The organism is Serratia grimesii (genome assembly GCF_900186025.1).
GTDB classification, from domain to species: Bacteria; Pseudomonadota; Gammaproteobacteria; order Enterobacterales; family Enterobacteriaceae; genus Serratia; species Serratia grimesii.
The window spans coordinates 1,769,761-1,786,693 of sequence record NZ_LT883155.1; the positions used below are offsets into that span (position 1 = coordinate 1,769,761).

13 protein-coding genes are annotated in these 16,933 nt (G+C 54.4%); 6 read left to right on the top strand and 7 right to left on the bottom strand.

What is annotated here, in order from left to right; genetic code table 11:
• Positions 1 to 110: 110 nt before the first annotated feature.
• The 7 genes from infA to trxB all read right to left on the bottom strand — a co-directional run bounded on the left by infA (position 111) and on the right by trxB (position 7,526).
• Positions 111 to 329, bottom strand: a complete 219-nt coding sequence (infA, locus tag SGBXF1_RS08255; RefSeq protein WP_002211347.1) for a translation initiation factor IF-1 — start codon at positions 327 to 329, stop codon at positions 111 to 113.
• Positions 330 to 435: 106 nt separating this feature from the next.
• Entirely contained in the window at positions 436 to 1,161 is a 726-nt protein-coding gene (gene aat / locus SGBXF1_RS08260) for a leucyl/phenylalanyl-tRNA--protein transferase (RefSeq protein ID WP_037421886.1), read from the bottom strand.
• 30 nt (positions 1,162 to 1,191) lie between these two features.
• Entirely contained in the window at positions 1,192 to 2,928 is a 1,737-nt protein-coding gene (gene cydC / locus SGBXF1_RS08265; RefSeq protein WP_186428154.1) for a heme ABC transporter ATP-binding protein/permease CydC, read from the bottom strand.
• A gap of 2 nt (positions 2,929 to 2,930) precedes the next feature.
• On the bottom strand, positions 2,931 to 4,697 hold the full coding sequence (gene cydD / locus SGBXF1_RS08270) for a heme ABC transporter permease/ATP-binding protein CydD (protein WP_186428155.1): 1,767 nt from the start codon (positions 4,695 to 4,697) through the stop codon (positions 2,931 to 2,933).
• A 176-nt stretch (positions 4,698 to 4,873) separates the two neighbouring features.
• The gene (gstA, locus tag SGBXF1_RS08275; RefSeq protein ID WP_037421892.1) at positions 4,874 to 5,491 is read right to left on the bottom strand and encodes a glutathione transferase GstA; all 618 of its coding nucleotides are present in this window, start codon (positions 5,489 to 5,491) and stop codon (positions 4,874 to 4,876) included.
• 96 nt (positions 5,492 to 5,587) lie between these two features.
• On the bottom strand, positions 5,588 to 6,475 hold the full coding sequence (locus SGBXF1_RS08280; RefSeq protein ID WP_130379992.1) for a LysR family transcriptional regulator: 888 nt from the start codon (positions 6,473 to 6,475) through the stop codon (positions 5,588 to 5,590).
• Positions 6,476 to 6,554: 79 nt separating this feature from the next.
• Complete coding sequence (gene trxB, locus SGBXF1_RS08285) at positions 6,555 to 7,526, bottom strand: thioredoxin-disulfide reductase (RefSeq protein ID WP_037421897.1); 972 nt, start codon at positions 7,524 to 7,526, stop codon at positions 6,555 to 6,557.
• Between the two features lie 672 nt (positions 7,527 to 8,198).
• Here trxB and lrp point away from each other — a divergent pair.
• The 6 genes from lrp to dmsD all read left to right on the top strand — a co-directional run bounded on the left by lrp (position 8,199) and on the right by dmsD (position 16,925).
• The gene (lrp, locus tag SGBXF1_RS08290; protein WP_004928318.1) at positions 8,199 to 8,693 is read left to right on the top strand and encodes a leucine-responsive transcriptional regulator Lrp; all 495 of its coding nucleotides are present in this window, start codon (positions 8,199 to 8,201) and stop codon (positions 8,691 to 8,693) included.
• A 120-nt stretch (positions 8,694 to 8,813) separates the two neighbouring features.
• Positions 8,814 to 12,407, top strand: coding sequence for a DNA translocase FtsK 4TM domain-containing protein (locus SGBXF1_RS08295; protein ID WP_186428156.1), 3,594 nt, complete (start codon positions 8,814 to 8,816; stop codon positions 12,405 to 12,407).
• 198 nt (positions 12,408 to 12,605) lie between these two features.
• Positions 12,606 to 13,217, top strand: a complete 612-nt coding sequence (gene lolA, locus SGBXF1_RS08300; protein WP_037421903.1) for an outer membrane lipoprotein periplasmic chaperone LolA — start codon at positions 12,606 to 12,608, stop codon at positions 13,215 to 13,217.
• Positions 13,218 to 13,224: 7 nt separating this feature from the next.
• Entirely contained in the window at positions 13,225 to 14,568 is a 1,344-nt protein-coding gene (locus SGBXF1_RS08305) for a replication-associated recombination protein A (RefSeq protein WP_073963420.1), read from the top strand.
• A 110-nt stretch (positions 14,569 to 14,678) separates the two neighbouring features.
• The gene (gene serS / locus SGBXF1_RS08310; RefSeq protein ID WP_037421909.1) at positions 14,679 to 15,971 is read left to right on the top strand and encodes a serine--tRNA ligase; all 1,293 of its coding nucleotides are present in this window, start codon (positions 14,679 to 14,681) and stop codon (positions 15,969 to 15,971) included.
• Positions 15,972 to 16,307: 336 nt separating this feature from the next.
• The gene (dmsD, locus tag SGBXF1_RS08315; protein WP_037421912.1) at positions 16,308 to 16,925 is read left to right on the top strand and encodes a Tat proofreading chaperone DmsD; all 618 of its coding nucleotides are present in this window, start codon (positions 16,308 to 16,310) and stop codon (positions 16,923 to 16,925) included.
• The last annotated feature ends 8 nt before the right edge of the window (positions 16,926 to 16,933 follow it).

Below are 16,933 nucleotides of genomic sequence, written 5' to 3' on the forward strand. Positions count from 1 at the left end.
TACCTGCGCTCCTGCAACTCGATGTTGAACGTTGCTACGGGGGTAAACGGAAAGGGCTCCGGAGGCATTACATCCTCGGTGCCGCCATCGGCTGGCGACGAGTGAGCCGATTAACGGCTACGGAAGACAATGCGGCCTTTGCTCAGGTCGTACGGGGTCAGCTCTACAGTGACTTTGTCGCCCGTCAGGATGCGGATGTAGTTCTTACGCATTTTACCGGAGATATGTGCGGTTACCACGTGCCCGTTTTCTAATTCAACGCGGAACATGGTGTTCGGCAGCGTATCAAGAACGGTGCCCTGCATTTCAATATTGTCTTCTTTGGCCATCGAATCCTCTAGGTCTAACTACCTTAGTTTTTAACCGGCAAGATAATGCCGAAAAACCCACATTATGTAAAGAAGTGTCGGTGAACATTGCACCGTTTCCGCAAAATTAGTTTGTTGGGGAGGGTGGTTCAACCTGCTGTGGGGGTAACACTTGCGGTGCCCAGCACTCTGGCGCTAATGGCTTGCGCTGAAGTTGACTGAGCTGCTGCAAAAATTGTCGTCGGGGGATCTCTTTCGCTCCCAGCGTGGCAGTGTGAGCGTTAAGCACCTGACAGTCAATCAATTCTCCGCCATAAGCGGCAAAATGCTGACAAAAAGCCATCAGGGCACACTTGGATGCGTTGGTTGTACGGCTGAACATCGATTCACCGCAAAACAGCGCGCCCTGAGCCACGCCGTACATGCCGCCTACCAGCACGTCATCCTGCCAGACTTCGATAGAATGAGCGAAACCGAGGCGATGCAGGTGCAGATAAGCACGCTGAACCTCTGGGCCAATCCAGGTGCCTTCCTGCGGACGATCGGCGCAGGCGGCGATGACTGCCGCAAAGTCGTGATTGAGCGTAACGCGGAAAGGATCACTGCGCAGAAAGCGTTTCAGACTACGGCTGATATGGCGTTCGGCAGGGAACAACACCGCGCGTGGGTCAGGTGACCACCACAGAATGGCTTCCCCCGGCGAAAACCAGGGGAAGATGCCGCGTTCATAGGCGGCCAGCAACCGCGGCGCGGTCAGGTCACCGCCAATGGCCAACAGACCGTTAGGATCGCGCAGAGCGCCCTCAGGAGAGGGAAATACCAGTGACTGCGGTGACAGCTTAACAATACGCATATAAGGTCTCAGCGTGCTCTACAGGCCATTTTACAGAGGTATATCACTGATACGCTGGCGGAAGCGAGCATAACGCCCTTGCAAACCCATCAGCGTGGCATGATCACCTTGCTCGACAATTCGGCCACCATCCATCACGCAGATACGGTCAAGATGTTCTAAGCCGTAGAGACGGTGAGTAACCAGAATCAGCGTTTTACCCTGACAGTGTTGGCGCAGCAGCGCCAGGATCTGCTGTTCGGTCTCGGCATCCAAACCTTCGGTGGGTTCATCGAGCAACAGTAACGGTGCCTGATGCAACAGCGCGCGGGCAATGCCCAGGCGGCGCTGCTCACCACCAGACAGCTGACGACCCCCATCCCCAAGCCAGGCGTTCAACCCCTCGTTTTCCAGCAACTTGTCCAATCCCACCTGCTGTAGTACTTCGCGCAACTGTTCATCGGTTGCAGCAGGCGCAGCAATACGCAGGTTTTCACGCAGTGTATCGCTGAAGATATGCACGCGCTGGCTGACGACGGTTGTCATCTGGCGTAGCGTCGTTTCATCGTACGTGCACAATGGTTGTCCGTTGAGCAGCATTTGCCCGCTATTGGCATCCCAGGCGCGAGTCAGCAATTGCAACAAGGTCGATTTACCGCATCCGGTACGCCCAAGCAGTGCAATGTGTTCACCGGCGGCAATCTCCAGCGTGACGTCCTGCAACACCGGCAGCGGTTGGTCGGGGTAGGTAAACGTAAGTTGTTGCAGACTCAGTGTCGCACCGCTTTCAGCTGCTGATCCATGGGCTGGGAACGTGACTTCTGGTTTTCGGTCGATCACCTGTTTCACGCGTGTGGCGGAAGCGATCACTTGCCCCAGATGCTGGAAGGCACCCGCGACCGGCATCAGTGCTTCAAACGAGGCCAGTGCGGCAAAAACAAACAACGCAATCAATGCGCCGGGCTGGCTGTCACCACCGACACCTGCGGCCGTAAGCCACAGCAACAGCGTGACCGTTAAACCGCTGGCCAGGATCATTAACGCCTGTGCCATGCCGCCTAGCGAAGCCTGCTGCCATTGGCGACGCTGCCAGTGTTGTTCTGTGGTATCCAGGGCAGCGCGGAAGCTATCAACTGCACCGAACACCACCAGTTCAGCCTGGCCTTGCAGCCACGCGGTCAGATCGGTGCGATATTGACCACGCAAGGCAGTTAACTGGCCGCCAATGGGTTTGCCGGCGCGGTAAAATACTGGGGGGACCAGTAACAGCAGCAGCAGCAGAATACCGCCCAGCGTCAGTGCCAGAGTCGTATCTAACCAGCTCAGACCGTATGTAACGACGGCGATCACCACGGCGGCACTGACCAGTGGCGAGATGACCCGCAGATATAAATGATCCAGCGTATCGACATCGGCGACCAGTCGGTTAAGCAGATCGGCCTGACGGAAACGGGCAATACCGCCCGGTGACAGCGGCAGGATCTTTTTAAAGGTAAACACCCGTAGATGGGACAGCACGCGGAAGGTCGCGTCATGGCTGACAACACGTTCGGCGTAGCGCCCGGCCGTGCGGAAAATTGCGGCACCACGTACGCCGGCAGCCGGCAGCATGTAGTTGAAGGTAAATAGACCCGCCAACCCAGCCAGGGCTGACGCGGCAAGGAACCAACCAGATAGCGCCAGTAGACCGATGCTGGCTAGCAGGGTGACGATGGCTAAAACAATGCCCAGGCAGATCAACAGGCTGTGGCGACGGTATAGTGCCAGGAACGGCAGCAAAACACGCATGATTAGAGATCCCCGCGGCGGTGTGCGATCAGGTTGGCAAACAGGCCCGGCTGAGCGCTCAGCGTGGCGTAATCGCCTTGCTGGACAATTTGCCCGCCTTCCATGACCCAAATCTGGTCGTAATCTTCGGTATCTTCCAACTGGTGAGTAACCAGCAGGGTGGTTTGCTGATGCGAGGCGGCATTCAGAGCCTGCATGACTCGCCGCTCGCTGTGAGCATCAAGGCTGGCGGCCGGCTCATCCAGCAGCAGTAAACGACGTGGGCTGATGAGTGCCCGGGCAACCGCGACACGTTGAGCCTGGCCGACGGACAAACGTGCCGCATTATCGCCGACCTCGGTCTCTAATCCCTGTGGCAGATGTGGCAGAATTTCACCGACGTAGGCTTGTTCTACGGCCTGCTGCAACTGCGCCTCGCTGGCCTGCGGGTTTCCTAACAGGATATTGGCTCGCAATGTCAGCGCCGGAAGGTGCGGGTTCTGTCCTACCCAGCCAAGCTGTTGGCGCCAGCCTTCGGCAGCCAGTTCGCGCAACTCGATACCATTGACCGTCAGTGAGCCGCGATAGGGCAGGAAGCCAAGCAGCAGGTTCAACAACGAACTTTTACCGGCACCGCTCAGGCCGACCAACGCAATGCGCTGGTGGGCGCCAAGCGTAAAGCTCAGCGGGCCAGCCAGTAATACGCCATTCGGTGACAGGATTTCCAGATTCTGTGCTTGCAGTTCCAGTGGAGTATCCGTATTTAGCGTTTGCGTGCCGTTGCCCATTTGTTCGCCTTCTGCACTGAGGAAGGTTTCCAGGGCTTCAGCCGCGCCCACGGCTTGCGCTTTGGCATGGTAGAAGGCCCCCAGGTCACGCAGAGGTTGGAAAAACTCTGGCGCCAGGATCAGCACCAGGAAGCCGGCAAACAGCGTGACACCGGTGCCGTAACTACCGAAATTAAGTTCACCAAGGAAGGAAAAACCAAAATAGACCGCGACCACCGCGATGGAGATGGAGGCAAAGAACTCCAATACTGCCGAAGACAGGAATGCCAACCGCAACACTTCCATGGTGCGGCTGCGGAAATCCTCCGACGATTTGGCGATGTGTGCAGTTTCTGCTTCAGCGCGGTTAAACAGGCGCAGCGTATCCAGCCCACGCAGGCGGTCGAGGAAATTGCCGCTCAGTCGTGCCAGTGCGACAAAGTTGCGGCGGTTGGCGTCGGCGGCACCCATACCAACCAACGCCATAAACATCGGGATCAGTGGCGCGGTGGTTAACAGAATCAGGCCCGCGGCCCAGTTAATTGGAAAGACGGTAATCAGGATCAATAATGGGATAAACACCGCCAGATACATCTGTGGCAGATAGCGGGAGTAATAATCCTGCATGTCTTCAATCTGTTCGACGATGATACTGGCCCAGCTACCGGCCGGTTTTCCCTGGATCCAGGCAGGACCGAGTTGTTGCAGTTTATCCAGTACCTGACGACGCATCCGCTGGCGGATCACCTGTCCGCAGATAAACCCAACACGCTCCCGCAACCAGCTCAATATTGCCCGCAATGCGAAGGTGGCGGCAAGCCAGAGAAACGAGGGGATCAACTGTTCACGCGGGGTGTGTTCGATAATCAGGGCGTGGAGCAGGGCGGCTAACAGCCACGCCTGTGCGACAATCAGCATGCCGCTTATCAGCCCTAATACCATGGAAAGACGCAGCCAACGCTGCGCCAGGGTGCTCTGAGTTTTGAGCCAACGGGTTAACTGTTGCTGTCTGGTTTTTTTCATCAGATAAGAGTCTGCGTCGCCGGCGCCTGTTGTTACAGACAAGGTTAACGTACTGTTAAAAAAAGTGTTTGCCCCAACCTGAAGCGAACAAGTGAAGGCCAATGTTACCTCTTCACCCGGCAGACTGAAAATAATAAAGCGGTCAAATATCGGTATAACAGACAGCGGCAACCGGGTTATTTCACTTCTTGGCTGGCTGTTTCCGCAGCCAGGGCGGTTTGTACGGATTTACGTTGGGCGATCAGCGCCATATATCGGGTTAATGATGGCCAGTCTGTTAAATCGACAGAAAATTGGGCCATCCAGCGCAAAACCGTGAACAGATAGGCATCGGCCACGCCGAAACGCTCTCCCTGTAGGAATGTCTGCTCGTCCAAAACCTGAGCGACATAATCGAGACGGCGGCGCAGCTTATCGCGAAACAGTGTTTTAACCTCTTCCGGGAGGCGTGTATTGAATAGCGGACTGGAGCCTGAGTGAATCTCACTGGTAATAAAATTCAGCCATTCTTGTAATCGTACGCGGTCGAATGACCCATTTGGGGGCGCCAGTGCGGCTTCAGGGCGCAGATCCGCCAGATATTGCACGATGGCGGCACCTTCGGTGATTACCTGTTCGTCATCCAGCATCAGGGCGGCAACATAACCTTTGGGATTCACGTGAGAGAAGTCTTTTCCGTCAGCGCTGCGTTTAGTGCGGTTATTCACGCGGATCAGTTCGAACGGCAGACCCAGCTCGCGCAGAACAATGTGCGGGGAAAGTGAGCAGGTATTGGGTGCAAAGTAGAGTTTCATGACAGTTCCTGAGACAAGAAGCAAGATTGCTTAGCCATCAGAATGTCGTCAGCACCGCCGAGAGAAAAATTAGAATGTCAGAAACCCGCTATTAGTTCAGCTACTGACGGGCAGGGGGAGATGATCCTGCAGATACTGTAATAAGGTCTGTACCGGCGCGGAGCTTGCACCGCTGAACGAACAGACCAAGCCAAAATGACGGTAAAGCGGTGAACGCAGTGGAAGAGTACAAATGCCTGGCGCATCAGGCGGTATCACTGATGCGGGCATGAGCGATACACCGATCCCTTCGCGAACCAGCGTTATCGCGGTGCTCCAGTCACTGACCGTCACGCGCACATTTGATAGTTCAAAACCGGACATTTGTGCCAGCCGCTGTGCATTAAGTTGGCAGCCGCCGGTAGCCAGCACAAAGGGGTGTTCAGCCAGTGCGCTGAAATCTACGGGGTGCCGTCCCCTGGCTAATGGATGCCCGTTGGTGGTCACCGCCAGCCACAGATCTTGCCCCAGTGGGTAGCTTTGCCTGCCTTTTCCAGGATTCAATACGACGCCAACGTCGACGGTTTCCAGAGCCAACCAGTTTTCGACTTCCTGATCGGTGCCTTCCAACTGAACTAACTCTATGGCGGGATAGCGTCGTTTGAATTTACGCAATAACGGTGGCAGCAACAGGGAAAATGCAGAGGGGAAGCTGGCCAGACGTATTTTACCGGCGTGCGTGCTTTTCGCCTGATGCGCGTAATGTTGAATGGCATCAAGTTCAGCCAGCATAGCGCGGGCGTGGATAACGATCTGTTCACCGCTTTGTGTGAGTACCACACTGTGTGGCAGGCGGACCAACAACGGGGTATTCATCGTGTCCTCTAACTGAGCGATAGCCTGGCTGGCACCGGACTGAGTCATGCCACATTGATGTGCCGCCAGAGTGATTGTGCCGCTGTCGGCCACGGCAACCAACAAACGCCAGTGGAGAAGATTCTGCATTGAATACCTGTCTGGTTGATGTTGCAGGTACAAAAAAAGCGGCTAAGGTAGCCGCTTTTCAATATGGCAGAGGGTGCTGTTACAGCACTTCTGCGTTGGCGATGCCATCCAGGTAACGCTCAGCATCCAGTGCCGCCATACAACCGGTACCGGCAGAGGTGATCGCCTGGCGGTAGATGTGGTCCATCACGTCGCCAGCGGCGAATACGCCAGGAATGGTTGTCTGGGTGGCATTACCGTGAATACCGGACTGCACTTTGATATACCCGTTCTCCAATTCCAACTGACCACCGAAGATGCTGGTGTTCGGGCTGTGACCGATAGCGATAAACACGCCGGCCAACGCCAGTTCCCGTGTTTCGTTTTCTTCTTTGGTGCTGCGGATACGTACACCGGTAACGCCCATTTCATCGCCCAGCACTTCGTCCAGAGTATGGTCGGTATGCAGTACGATGTTGCCGTTTTTCACTTTCTCCATCAGCCGGTTGATCAGGATCTTCTCTGAACGGAAGCTATCACGGCGGTGAATCAGGTGAACCTCAGCTGCAATATTGGACAGATACAGCGCTTCTTCTACGGCAGTGTTGCCGCCACCGACGACCGCGACTTTCTGATTGCGGTAGAAGAAACCGTCGCAGGTAGCACAGGCGGAAACGCCTTTGCCTTTAAATGCTTCTTCGGTAGGCAGGCCAAGGTAACGGGCCGAAGCACCAGTGGCGATGATCAATGCATCACAGGTGTATTCACCGTTGTCGCCAAACAGACGGAACGGACGGTTTTGCAGATCAACACTGTTGATATGGTCAAACACAATTTCGGTCTGGAATTTTTCTGCATGCTCACGCATACGTTCCATGAGCGCTGGGCCAGTCAGGCCTTCGGCATCACCTGGCCAGTTTTCCACTTCGGTGGTGGTGGTCAGTTGACCCCCTTGTTCCATACCGGTAATCAGTACCGGGCTCAGGTTGGCGCGCGCAGCATAAACTGCGGCGGTGTAGCCAGCCGGGCCGGAGCCCAGAATCAATAATTTGCTGTGTTTAGCCGTGCCCATGAATAACCTCTTTTCCCACAATGGCGGACAATGGATCCGATTGTAGGGAAAATGCAGCATTAAAAAAAGCGTCAGGGGATGTTGTTAACGATTTGTTTGATAGTCATTGCCTATTAATTATTATTTTGATGCTAAATCGAGCGTAAAACGCAGCAATTTAACTTATGGAAACCACACACCGCAATTTTGTGTTCACCTGACCGGAAACAGCACGTTAAGCGGGTTTAAGCGCCTTCTCTGCGGGGTTTTTAAGCCAGCGATTCATAACTAAAAACGGGGTGCTAACTTTTCATGACGGTACGTTCTTCTGATTTTGCTTCTTTTACTTTGACAATCCGCTGCGCATTTGCGAAAACATCATAGGAAGAAGAAATTATCCCCGCACCTGCAGTAAATCGTACGTATTTACGGCGTTGGCGCAGAGTTTTACGCCGTTGATGAAACCTTGTGCGGCAGGTGAGTCGATATCGCGCAGGCGAGTAGCAAATTTCTTCTTGCGATTAACGTCATTTAAACACGCTGTGCAGGGTTTGACAGACAGACTGCACAACGGTGGATGATGGTAGTGAAACATATGACAGGCATTGGGTCTTCGCTTGGAACGAGCCCTTACACATTGACGTTGGCTAGGGTGTGGCAAGTGCAGGGAAGAAAATAAGAGAGACAATAATAATGGCAGACAATAAGAAACGCCCGGGTAAAGATCTCGACCGTATCGACCGCAATATCCTGAACGAGCTGCAGAAGGATGGGCGTATTTCGAACGTTGAGCTTTCGAAGCGCGTGGGGCTATCCCCAACACCATGTTTAGAACGCGTGCGCCGCCTCGAGCGTCAGGGTTTCATTCATGGGTATACCGCTTTGCTCAACCCGCATTATCTGGATGCGTCCCTGTTGGTCTTCGTGGAAATCACGTTGAACCGCGGTGCACCAGATGTGTTTGAGCAATTCAACTCAGCAGTGCAGAAGCTTGAAGAAATTCAGGAGTGTCATCTGGTGTCCGGTGATTTCGACTATCTGTTGAAAACCCGTGTACCGGATATGTCTGCTTACCGTAAGTTGCTCGGTGAAACCTTGCTGCGTCTGCCGGGGGTTAACGACACCCGTACGTACGTTGTAATGGAAGAAGTGAAACAGAGTAACCGTCTGGTTATCAAAACACGGTAGGGTGCAGGTGCAAAACCTGATTAAATTGGTTACACTCCTGTTTATTCATACAGTTTCGGCGCCGGGGAAGCTTCTCGGCGCTGTTGCTATGTCAGCTAACAGGAACCTGGAGAGCCTTTCTTGAGCCAGGAATATACAGAAGATAAAGAAGTTACCTTGAGAAAACTCAGCAGCGGTCGCCGTTTGCTCGAAGCTGTGTTGATCGTGGTGGCCATTTTTGCCATTTACCTCATGGCTGCCTTGGTCAGTTTTAATCCATCTGACCCAAGCTGGTCGCAGACCGCGTGGCATGAGCCGATTCATAACCTGGGCGGTGGCGTCGGGGCCTGGATGGCCGACACGCTGTTCTTCACCTTCGGGGTACTCGCCTATGCGATACCACCGATCATGCTAATGTTGTGCTGGGCGGCTTACCGTCAGCGCGGCAACGGCGAGTACATCGACTATTTTGCGCTTTCATTGCGCTTGATCGGCACGTTGGCGCTGGTGCTCACTTCGTGTGGCTTGGCGGCATTGAATGTCGACGATCTCTATTACTTCGCTTCCGGCGGCGTTATCGGTAGTTTGCTGAGTAATGCCATGTTGCCGTGGTTCAACGGCATCGGTGCAACCTTAGGGCTGCTGTGCGTCTGGGCTGCGGGGCTTACGCTGTTTACCGGTTGGTCTTGGCTGGTGATCGCCGAAAGAATCGGTGGTGCGGTACTGGGTACGGCGACCTTTATGACCAATCGCTCACGCCGTGAAGACCGTTATCACGACGACGACGACCGTTATGTTGAAGAACAACCCGAATCTGCACAGAAAGAAGCTGCGCTTGCTGCTGCCACCACTGCGGCTGCGGCTAATGCGGCGGAAGACGACGTGTTGTTCTCTGCTCCTTCAGTAACGGAAACCGCCAAGTTGGCGGCAGAATTGGCGGCAGAAGATGCTCAGGATCCCTTACTCAGCGTCCTGCGGGCTAATGATGACGATACTGTTAATGGCGAACCCGTTGCACCAGCGGTAGCCAGCGCACCTGTCACTGCGGCGCCTGTCGTAGCACAGGCTCCGTCTGTTACCGTGGCCCCGACCGCGCCTGCATCAGTGAACCAACACCCGATGAGCACGGTCGCGGAAAACACGACGCCGCCATTATATTCGTTCGAGATCCCTGAAGAGACACCGACGCCGACGTTGACGCGCCCGGCTGATCCTTATCTGGATGATGAGAATGAACCGCGCTTGGGTAATTGGGATGTTCCGGCCGCATCACCGGTGCACGAACGTTCCCCGTTTGATTTTTCTGCCGCCCAGCGTGATAGTGCAGACCTCAGTGCTCCGGCTGGTTTTAGTGCCGGTGAGCTTGGCGCTACGCCGTTTGGTAACGTGAAACCTCAGGCTCCTGCCGCAGCAGCTGCGGTTGCGGGGGCTGTCGCCGCCAATACGTTTATGCCGGCATTTACCGCTACCAGTGAGGCTAACTCGCAGGTGAAACAAGGCCTTGGCCCTGAGTTGCCACGCCCGAACCCTGTGCGCATTCCTACCCGACGCGAACTGGCTTCTTACGGTATCAAGCTGCCTTCACAGCGCATTGCCGAACAGGAACAGCGTAGCCGTGGAGATGACGAGCCATTGCCGATTGCCGATAGTCTTGCACCCGAGCAGGATGATGAAGCTTTGCAGGAAGCTGCGTTGCGCCAAGCGTTTGCCGAACAGCAAAACCAACGTTATGGCGAGGAATACGCGCAAGATAATCAGGATGATGAGGCAGCTCTGCAAGAGGCCGCACTGCGTCAGGCGTTTGCTGAACAACAAAACCAGCGCTATGGGCAACAAGAAGCTGCACCATCAGCACAGACAACCACGCCGGTAGACACGCGCAATGCGTTTGGTTTCTCGCCGATGGATGATTTGGTTGATGATGGCCCAGTTGAGCCCTTGTTCACCTTGTCGCCACAGCTTGAAGACCGTATTGAGCAGCAAAGCGAGCGTGAAGATGATGTGCCATTCGGTCAGTTTGAGCCTGCAGCGCCGGTTTATCAGCCGCAAGCTCAGCCTCAGACACCACCGGTACAACCATACCAACCGGCCTATCAACAACCGCAGCAGCAACCGGCTGCTCAGCAACAGCAACCAGCTTATCAGCAACCTGTCGCGCAACCGGCACCAGCTGCTCCGCAGCAGCCAGCGATGGATAGCCTGATTCACCCGTTCCTGATGCGTAATGATATGCCGCTGCAAAAACCAACCACGCCGTTGCCGACGCTGGATCTGCTGACTGAAGCCCCGAAAGAGGTTGAACCGATAGATACCTTTGCGTTGGAACAAAAGGCGCGTTTGGTCGAAGCCAGCCTGGCCGATTACCGTGTGAAGGCCGACGTAGTCGATATCCTCCCTGGCCCGGTGATTACTCGTTTTGAGTTGGATCTGGCTCCAGGTGTTAAGGCTGCGCGTATTTCAAATCTGTCTCGCGATTTGGCTCGTTCACTGTCAACCTCTGCGGTTCGTGTGGTCGAGGTGATCCCCGGCAAACCTTACGTTGGGTTAGAACTGCCTAACGTTAAACGCCAAACAGTCTATCTGCGAGAAGTGCTGGATTGCCCAGCGTTCCGTGATAATCCATCGCCGTTGGCAATCGTATTGGGTAAAGACATTTCCGGTGAACCGGTGGTGGCTGATCTGGCGAAAATGCCACACCTGTTGGTCGCGGGGACGACGGGTTCCGGTAAGTCGGTAGGGGTCAATGCCATGATCCTGAGCATCTTGTATAAGGCCACGCCGAAAGAAGTGCGCTTTATCATGATTGACCCGAAAATGCTGGAACTGTCGGTCTATGAAGGCATTCCGCACTTGTTGACGGACGTGGTAACCGACATGAAAGACGCTGCTAACGCATTGCGTTGGTGTGTCGCCGAGATGGAACGCCGTTATAAGCTGATGTCTGCGCTCGGTGTGCGTAATCTGGCCGGTTATAACGAACGTGTCGACCAGGCCGAGGCGATGGGACGCCCAATCCCGGATCCATTCTGGAAACCAACTGACAGTATGGACATCACACCGCCGGTATTGGAGAAAGAACCTTATATCGTGGTGATGGTGGATGAGTTTGCTGACTTGATCATGACGGTTGGTAAAAAGGTTGAGGAGTTGATCGCTCGTCTGGCGCAGAAAGCGCGAGCTGCGGGGATCCACCTGGTGCTGGCAACTCAGCGCCCTTCGGTGGATGTGATCACTGGTCTGATCAAGGCCAACATCCCAACCCGTATCGCCTTCACCGTGTCCAGCAAGATTGACTCGCGTACCATTCTCGATCAGGGCGGTGCTGAATCCTTGCTGGGTATGGGTGACATGCTCTATCTGGCGCCTAACTCGTCCATTCCTGTACGTGTACACGGTGCATTTGTGCGCGATCAGGAAGTGCATGCAGTGGTTAAGGATTGGAAAGCGCGTGAGCGACCTCAATATAAAGAGGGTATCCTTAGCAGCAGTGATGACGGTGAGGGCGGTGCTGGTGGCGGCCTGGACGGCGACGAAGAGCTGGATCCGCTGTTTGACCAGGCGGTTGAGTTTGTGGTGGATAAACGCCGCGCCTCTATTTCCGGTGTACAACGTCAGTTCCGCATTGGTTATAACCGAGCTGCGCGTATCATCGAACAGATGGAAGCTCAGGGCATTGTCAGTGAGCAGGGGCATAACGGCAACCGCGAGGTGCTGGCACCGCCACGGCATGATTGATGAAGCTTTAATCGTTGTTATTAAATAATAAAGGGCCGCTTAGCGGCCCTTGTGCAAAGAAGCGTAAACCCATCGGCTTCTCGGAGCATTGGCCTATATGCAGGTTGATGGATTCGGGTAGAGTAAGGGTGTTAAGGGTTAATTTGACCCGCACGGCACCGCCTTGCGGTTAACGCATTTCATAAGGTATCTGGAATAATGAAAAAACTGTTAGTTGCCTGTTGTCTGCTTTCGGGATTCGCTTCCACCTCTGTGTTGGCCGACGCCGCACAGGATCTGCAAAGTCGCCTGGCGAAAGTGAACAGTTTCCACGCCAGCTTCTCCCAGACCGTAACCAGTAGCGATGGCGCTGCGGTACAGCAGGGTGAAGGTGAACTTTGGGTGAAACGTCCGAACCTGTTTAATTGGCACATGACCTCGCCGGACGAGAGCGTGCTGGTATCAGACGGTCAGACCCTGTGGTTCTACAACCCCTTTGTTGAGCAGGTGACCGCCACCTGGCTGAAAAATGCCACCGGCAATACGCCGTTTATGCTGATCACCCGTAATAACGCCAATGACTGGAAACAGTACAACGTTAAACAGAAGGGTAATGATTTTGAGCTCACGCCAAAATCCAGCAGCGGCAACCTGAAACAGTTCGCCATTAGCGTGGATAACAGCGGCACTATCCGCAGTTTTGCCGCGGTTGAGCAGGACGGCCAGCGCAGCTCTTACACGCTGAAAAGTCAGCAGAATGTTGCTGCCGATGCCAGCAAATTTAAATTTACCCCGCCGAAGGGGGTGACGCTGGACGACCAGCGCCAGTGAGGTCTGCGTGAGTAATATGTCGCTCGATTTTTCCCAGAATGAGTTCCAGCCGTTGGCCGCGCGTATGCGGCCGACGACGCTGGCACAGTACATCGGCCAGCAGCATCTGTTGGCTGCGGGTAAGCCTTTACCGCGCGCTATCGAAGCGGGGCAACTGCATTCGATGATTCTGTGGGGGCCGCCGGGTACAGGGAAAACGACGCTGGCGGAATTGATTGGTCGTTACGGCCACGCGGACGTCGAGCGGATTTCGGCCGTGACGTCCGGTATTAAAGAGATCCGTGAGGCGATCGAGCGTGCGCGTCAGAACCGTGACGCCGGTCGTCGCACTATCTTGTTTGTTGATGAAGTGCACCGTTTTAATAAAAGTCAGCAGGATGCTTTCCTGCCGCATATTGAAGACGGCACCATTACTTTTATCGGTGCGACAACCGAAAACCCGTCCTTTGAACTTAACTCTGCTCTGCTGTCACGTGCTCGTGTGTATCTGTTGAAAGCATTAACTGCCGACGATATCAGCCAGGTGTTGGATCAGGCGATGCAGGACAACAGCCGGGGGTTTGGCGGGCAGAATATCGAGTTGCCGGATGAGACGCGCCGCATGTTGTCAGAGCTGGTGGGCGGTGATGCACGCCGGGCGTTGAACAGCCTGGAAATGATGGCGGACATGGCGGAGATCAACGCCAAAGGTATCCGTGTGTTGACGCCGGAATTACTGAAAGAAGTGTCTGGCGAACGCAGTGCGCGTTTTGATAATAAAGGCGACCGCTTTTACGATCTGATTTCGGCGTTGCATAAATCGGTGCGTGGTTCAGCGCCGGATGCTGCGTTGTACTGGTATGCACGTATTATTACCGCTGGCGGCGATCCGCTGTATGTGGCACGTCGGTTGCTGGCGATTGCTTCCGAAGATGTGGGCAACGCCGATCCGCGTGGCATGCAGGTCGCTATCGCGGCCTGGGACTGCTTTACCCGCGTCGGTCCGGCGGAAGGCGAACGGGCGATTGCCCAGGCTATCGTTTATTTGGCTTGCGCGCCAAAGAGCAACGCGGTTTACACAGCCTTCAAAGCGGCAATACGCGATGCCAAAGAGATGGCTGATTATGATGTACCTGAGCACCTGCGCAATGCGCCAACCAAGCTGATGAAAGAAATGGGGTTGGGTGCAGAGTACCGTTACGCTCACGATGAACCCAATGCTTATGCAGCCGGCGAAGATTACTTCCCGCCAGAAATGGCCAAGACGCGTTACTATCATCCAACCACACGCGGTCTGGAAGGTAAAATTGGTGAAAAGCTGGCATGGCTGGCTGAGCAGGATCAAAATAGCCAGACAAAACGCTACCGCTAGCGTTGCCGTTGCGGTAAGGTTAGCGGGTATCACTCTTCCTTTATACGGCTTCAAATTCAGCCGAATAAAACATCAAATTTTCTTTCAATAACAATAAGCACAGGATTAGCATGCTCGATCCCAATCTGCTGCGTAATGAGCTAGACGCAGTCGCCGTCAAACTGGCTCGCCGAGGCTTTAAACTCGATCTGGATCTGCTGCGTTCTCAAGAAGAGCGCCGCAAAGTTCTGCAGGTAGAAACTGAAACACTGCAGGCCGAACGTAACTCCCGATCGAAATCCATCGGCGCGGCTAAAGCGCGCGGGGAAGACATTGAGCCGCTGCGTCGCGAAGTAAACGAACTGGGTGACAAGCTGGATACTGCCAAGGCCGCACTGGATCAGCTGCAGGCTGAGATCCGTGATTATGCGTTGGCGATACCGAACTTGCCGGACGATGCTGTGCCAGACGGTAAAGACGACAGTGACAACCAGGAAGTCAGCCGCTGGGGTGAACCACGCCAGTACGATTTCCCGGTCCGCGATCATGTCGATCTGGGCGAAATGGCCGGTGGTCTGGACTTTGCCGCTGCAGTTAAGTTGACGGGTTCACGCTTTGTGGTGATGAAAGGGCAAATCGCTCGCATGCACCGTGCGTTATCCCAATTCATGCTGGATCTGCACACGGAACAGCACGGCTACCTGGAAACTTACGTGCCTTACCTGGTGAACCACGCAACCTTGTACGGTACCGGCCAGTTGCCTAAGTTTGGTGAAGACCTGTTCCACACCAAACCACTGGAAGAAGAATCGGACAGCAGCAACTATGCGTTGATCCCAACAGCAGAAGTGCCGTTGACCAACCTGGTACGCGACGAGATCCTTGAAGAGGAATCTCTGCCACTGAAGATGACCGCGCATACGCCATGTTTCCGTGCCGAAGCAGGCTCCTATGGTCGTGATACTCGCGGTTTGATCCGTATGCACCAGTTCGATAAGGTCGAGATGGTGCAGATCGTACGTCCAGAAGACTCAATGGCTACGCTGGAAGAGCTGACCGGTCATGCAGAGAAAGTGCTGCAGTTGTTGAACCTGCCTTACCGTAAAATGTTGCTGTGTACCGGTGACATGGGGGCAGGCTCATGCAAAACCTACGATCTGGAAGTATGGCTGCCGGCTCAAAACACTTACCGTGAGATCTCTTCCTGCTCGAACATGTGGGATTATCAGGCTCGCCGTATGCAAGCGCGCTGCCGTAGCAAAACCGAGAAGAAGCCGCGTCTGGTGCACACGCTGAACGGTTCTGGTCTGGCCGTGGGTCGTACGCTGGTGGCCGTGCTGGAAAACTACCAGCAAGCTGACGGCCGCATTCAGGTACCAGAAGTATTACGCCCATATATGGGTGGCCTGGAATATATCGGTTAAAGAGTTACATGCTCCACGAAGAGCGCCTACGGGCGCTTTTTTTATGAGGGTAAAATTCGGCGTGTATCCCACCCAGTATGTGCGCCAAACGCACAATAGTGTCCGTTAATTATTGTGCGATTGGAATTGTCATGCAGGGATGAAACCGCTGAATTTCCCCCTGTTGCGCTATGGTAAAGTAGGCGTGATGGGTATTGCTTGATTCTGGTTATCGCCGATGAACGGGGTGAATGTGGTGCGTTCTATGGCCAGTATTTGACTGTTGGTACGACGAAAACCGATTAATATTGTTGTGAGGCACCGCGTTTGCTGTGCCCTTAATAGGATCCTTGATTTATGACGCTTGAAAATATCGCTTTAACGGGCCGTGTGCTGGGTGTGTTGTTGTATGCACCGCCAGAAAGTGAAGACGGTCAACGGTTGTTGGCCAGCTTGTCTGAATCTGAGTGGGTCAAAGAGTGGCCATATGGCGACGCTGAACAACGTCAAGCGGCGGCTGCGCTGATCGCTACCGGTCTGGAAGATGAGCAGGAAGAATCGCTCGCGGAGGCATACCAACGCCTGTTTGTTGGTCCTGAAACCTTACCCGCACCATTGTGGGGCTCAGTGTATCTGGATAAAGAGAACGTGCTGTTTGGCGATTCTACTTTGCGTCTGCGTCGGTGGTTACGGTCGAATGGCATTGAAGCACAACATGATCGTAATGAACCAGAAGATCATATTGGCACCTTGTTGATGATGGTGGCATGGTTGGCTGAAGAGCGGCAGGGTGGCTTGGTAGAGCAACTGCTGACGAAACATGTGCTGCCTTGGGCACCACGCTATCTGGAATTGCTGCAAGCAAATGCAGGACACCCATTCTACTTAGGGCTGGCGCAATTGGCGCAACTTACCCTGAGTGCCTGGGGCGAAGAATGCTCTGCCGAAGTTGAGTCTTTAGAGCTGCACTTCTGATAGAAAAT

Bases quoted from the DNA above. Each gene is read 5' to 3' on its own strand.
- infA (WP_002211347.1), bottom strand. From the start codon at position 329: ATGGCCAAAGAAGACAATATTGAAATGCAGGGCACCGTTCTTGATACG.
- aat (WP_037421886.1), bottom strand. From the start codon at position 1,161: ATGCGTATTGTTAAGCTGTCACCGCAGTCACTGGTATTTCCCTCTCCT.
- cydC (WP_186428154.1), bottom strand. From the start codon at position 2,928: ATGCGTGTTTTGCTGCCGTTCCTGGCACTATACCGTCGCCACAGCCTG.
- cydD (WP_186428155.1), bottom strand. From the start codon at position 4,697: ATGAAAAAAACCAGACAGCAACAGTTAACCCGTTGGCTCAAAACTCAG.
- gstA (WP_037421892.1), bottom strand. From the start codon at position 5,491: ATGAAACTCTACTTTGCACCCAATACCTGCTCACTTTCCCCGCACATT.
- SGBXF1_RS08280 (WP_130379992.1), bottom strand. From the start codon at position 6,475: ATGCAGAATCTTCTCCACTGGCGTTTGTTGGTTGCCGTGGCCGACAGC.
- trxB (WP_037421897.1), bottom strand. From the start codon at position 7,526: ATGGGCACGGCTAAACACAGCAAATTATTGATTCTGGGCTCCGGCCCG.
- lrp (WP_004928318.1), top strand. From the start codon at position 8,199: ATGGCAGACAATAAGAAACGCCCGGGTAAAGATCTCGACCGTATCGAC.
- lolA (WP_037421903.1), top strand. From the start codon at position 12,606: ATGAAAAAACTGTTAGTTGCCTGTTGTCTGCTTTCGGGATTCGCTTCC.
- serS (WP_037421909.1), top strand. From the start codon at position 14,679: ATGCTCGATCCCAATCTGCTGCGTAATGAGCTAGACGCAGTCGCCGTC.
- dmsD (WP_037421912.1), top strand. From the start codon at position 16,308: ATGACGCTTGAAAATATCGCTTTAACGGGCCGTGTGCTGGGTGTGTTG.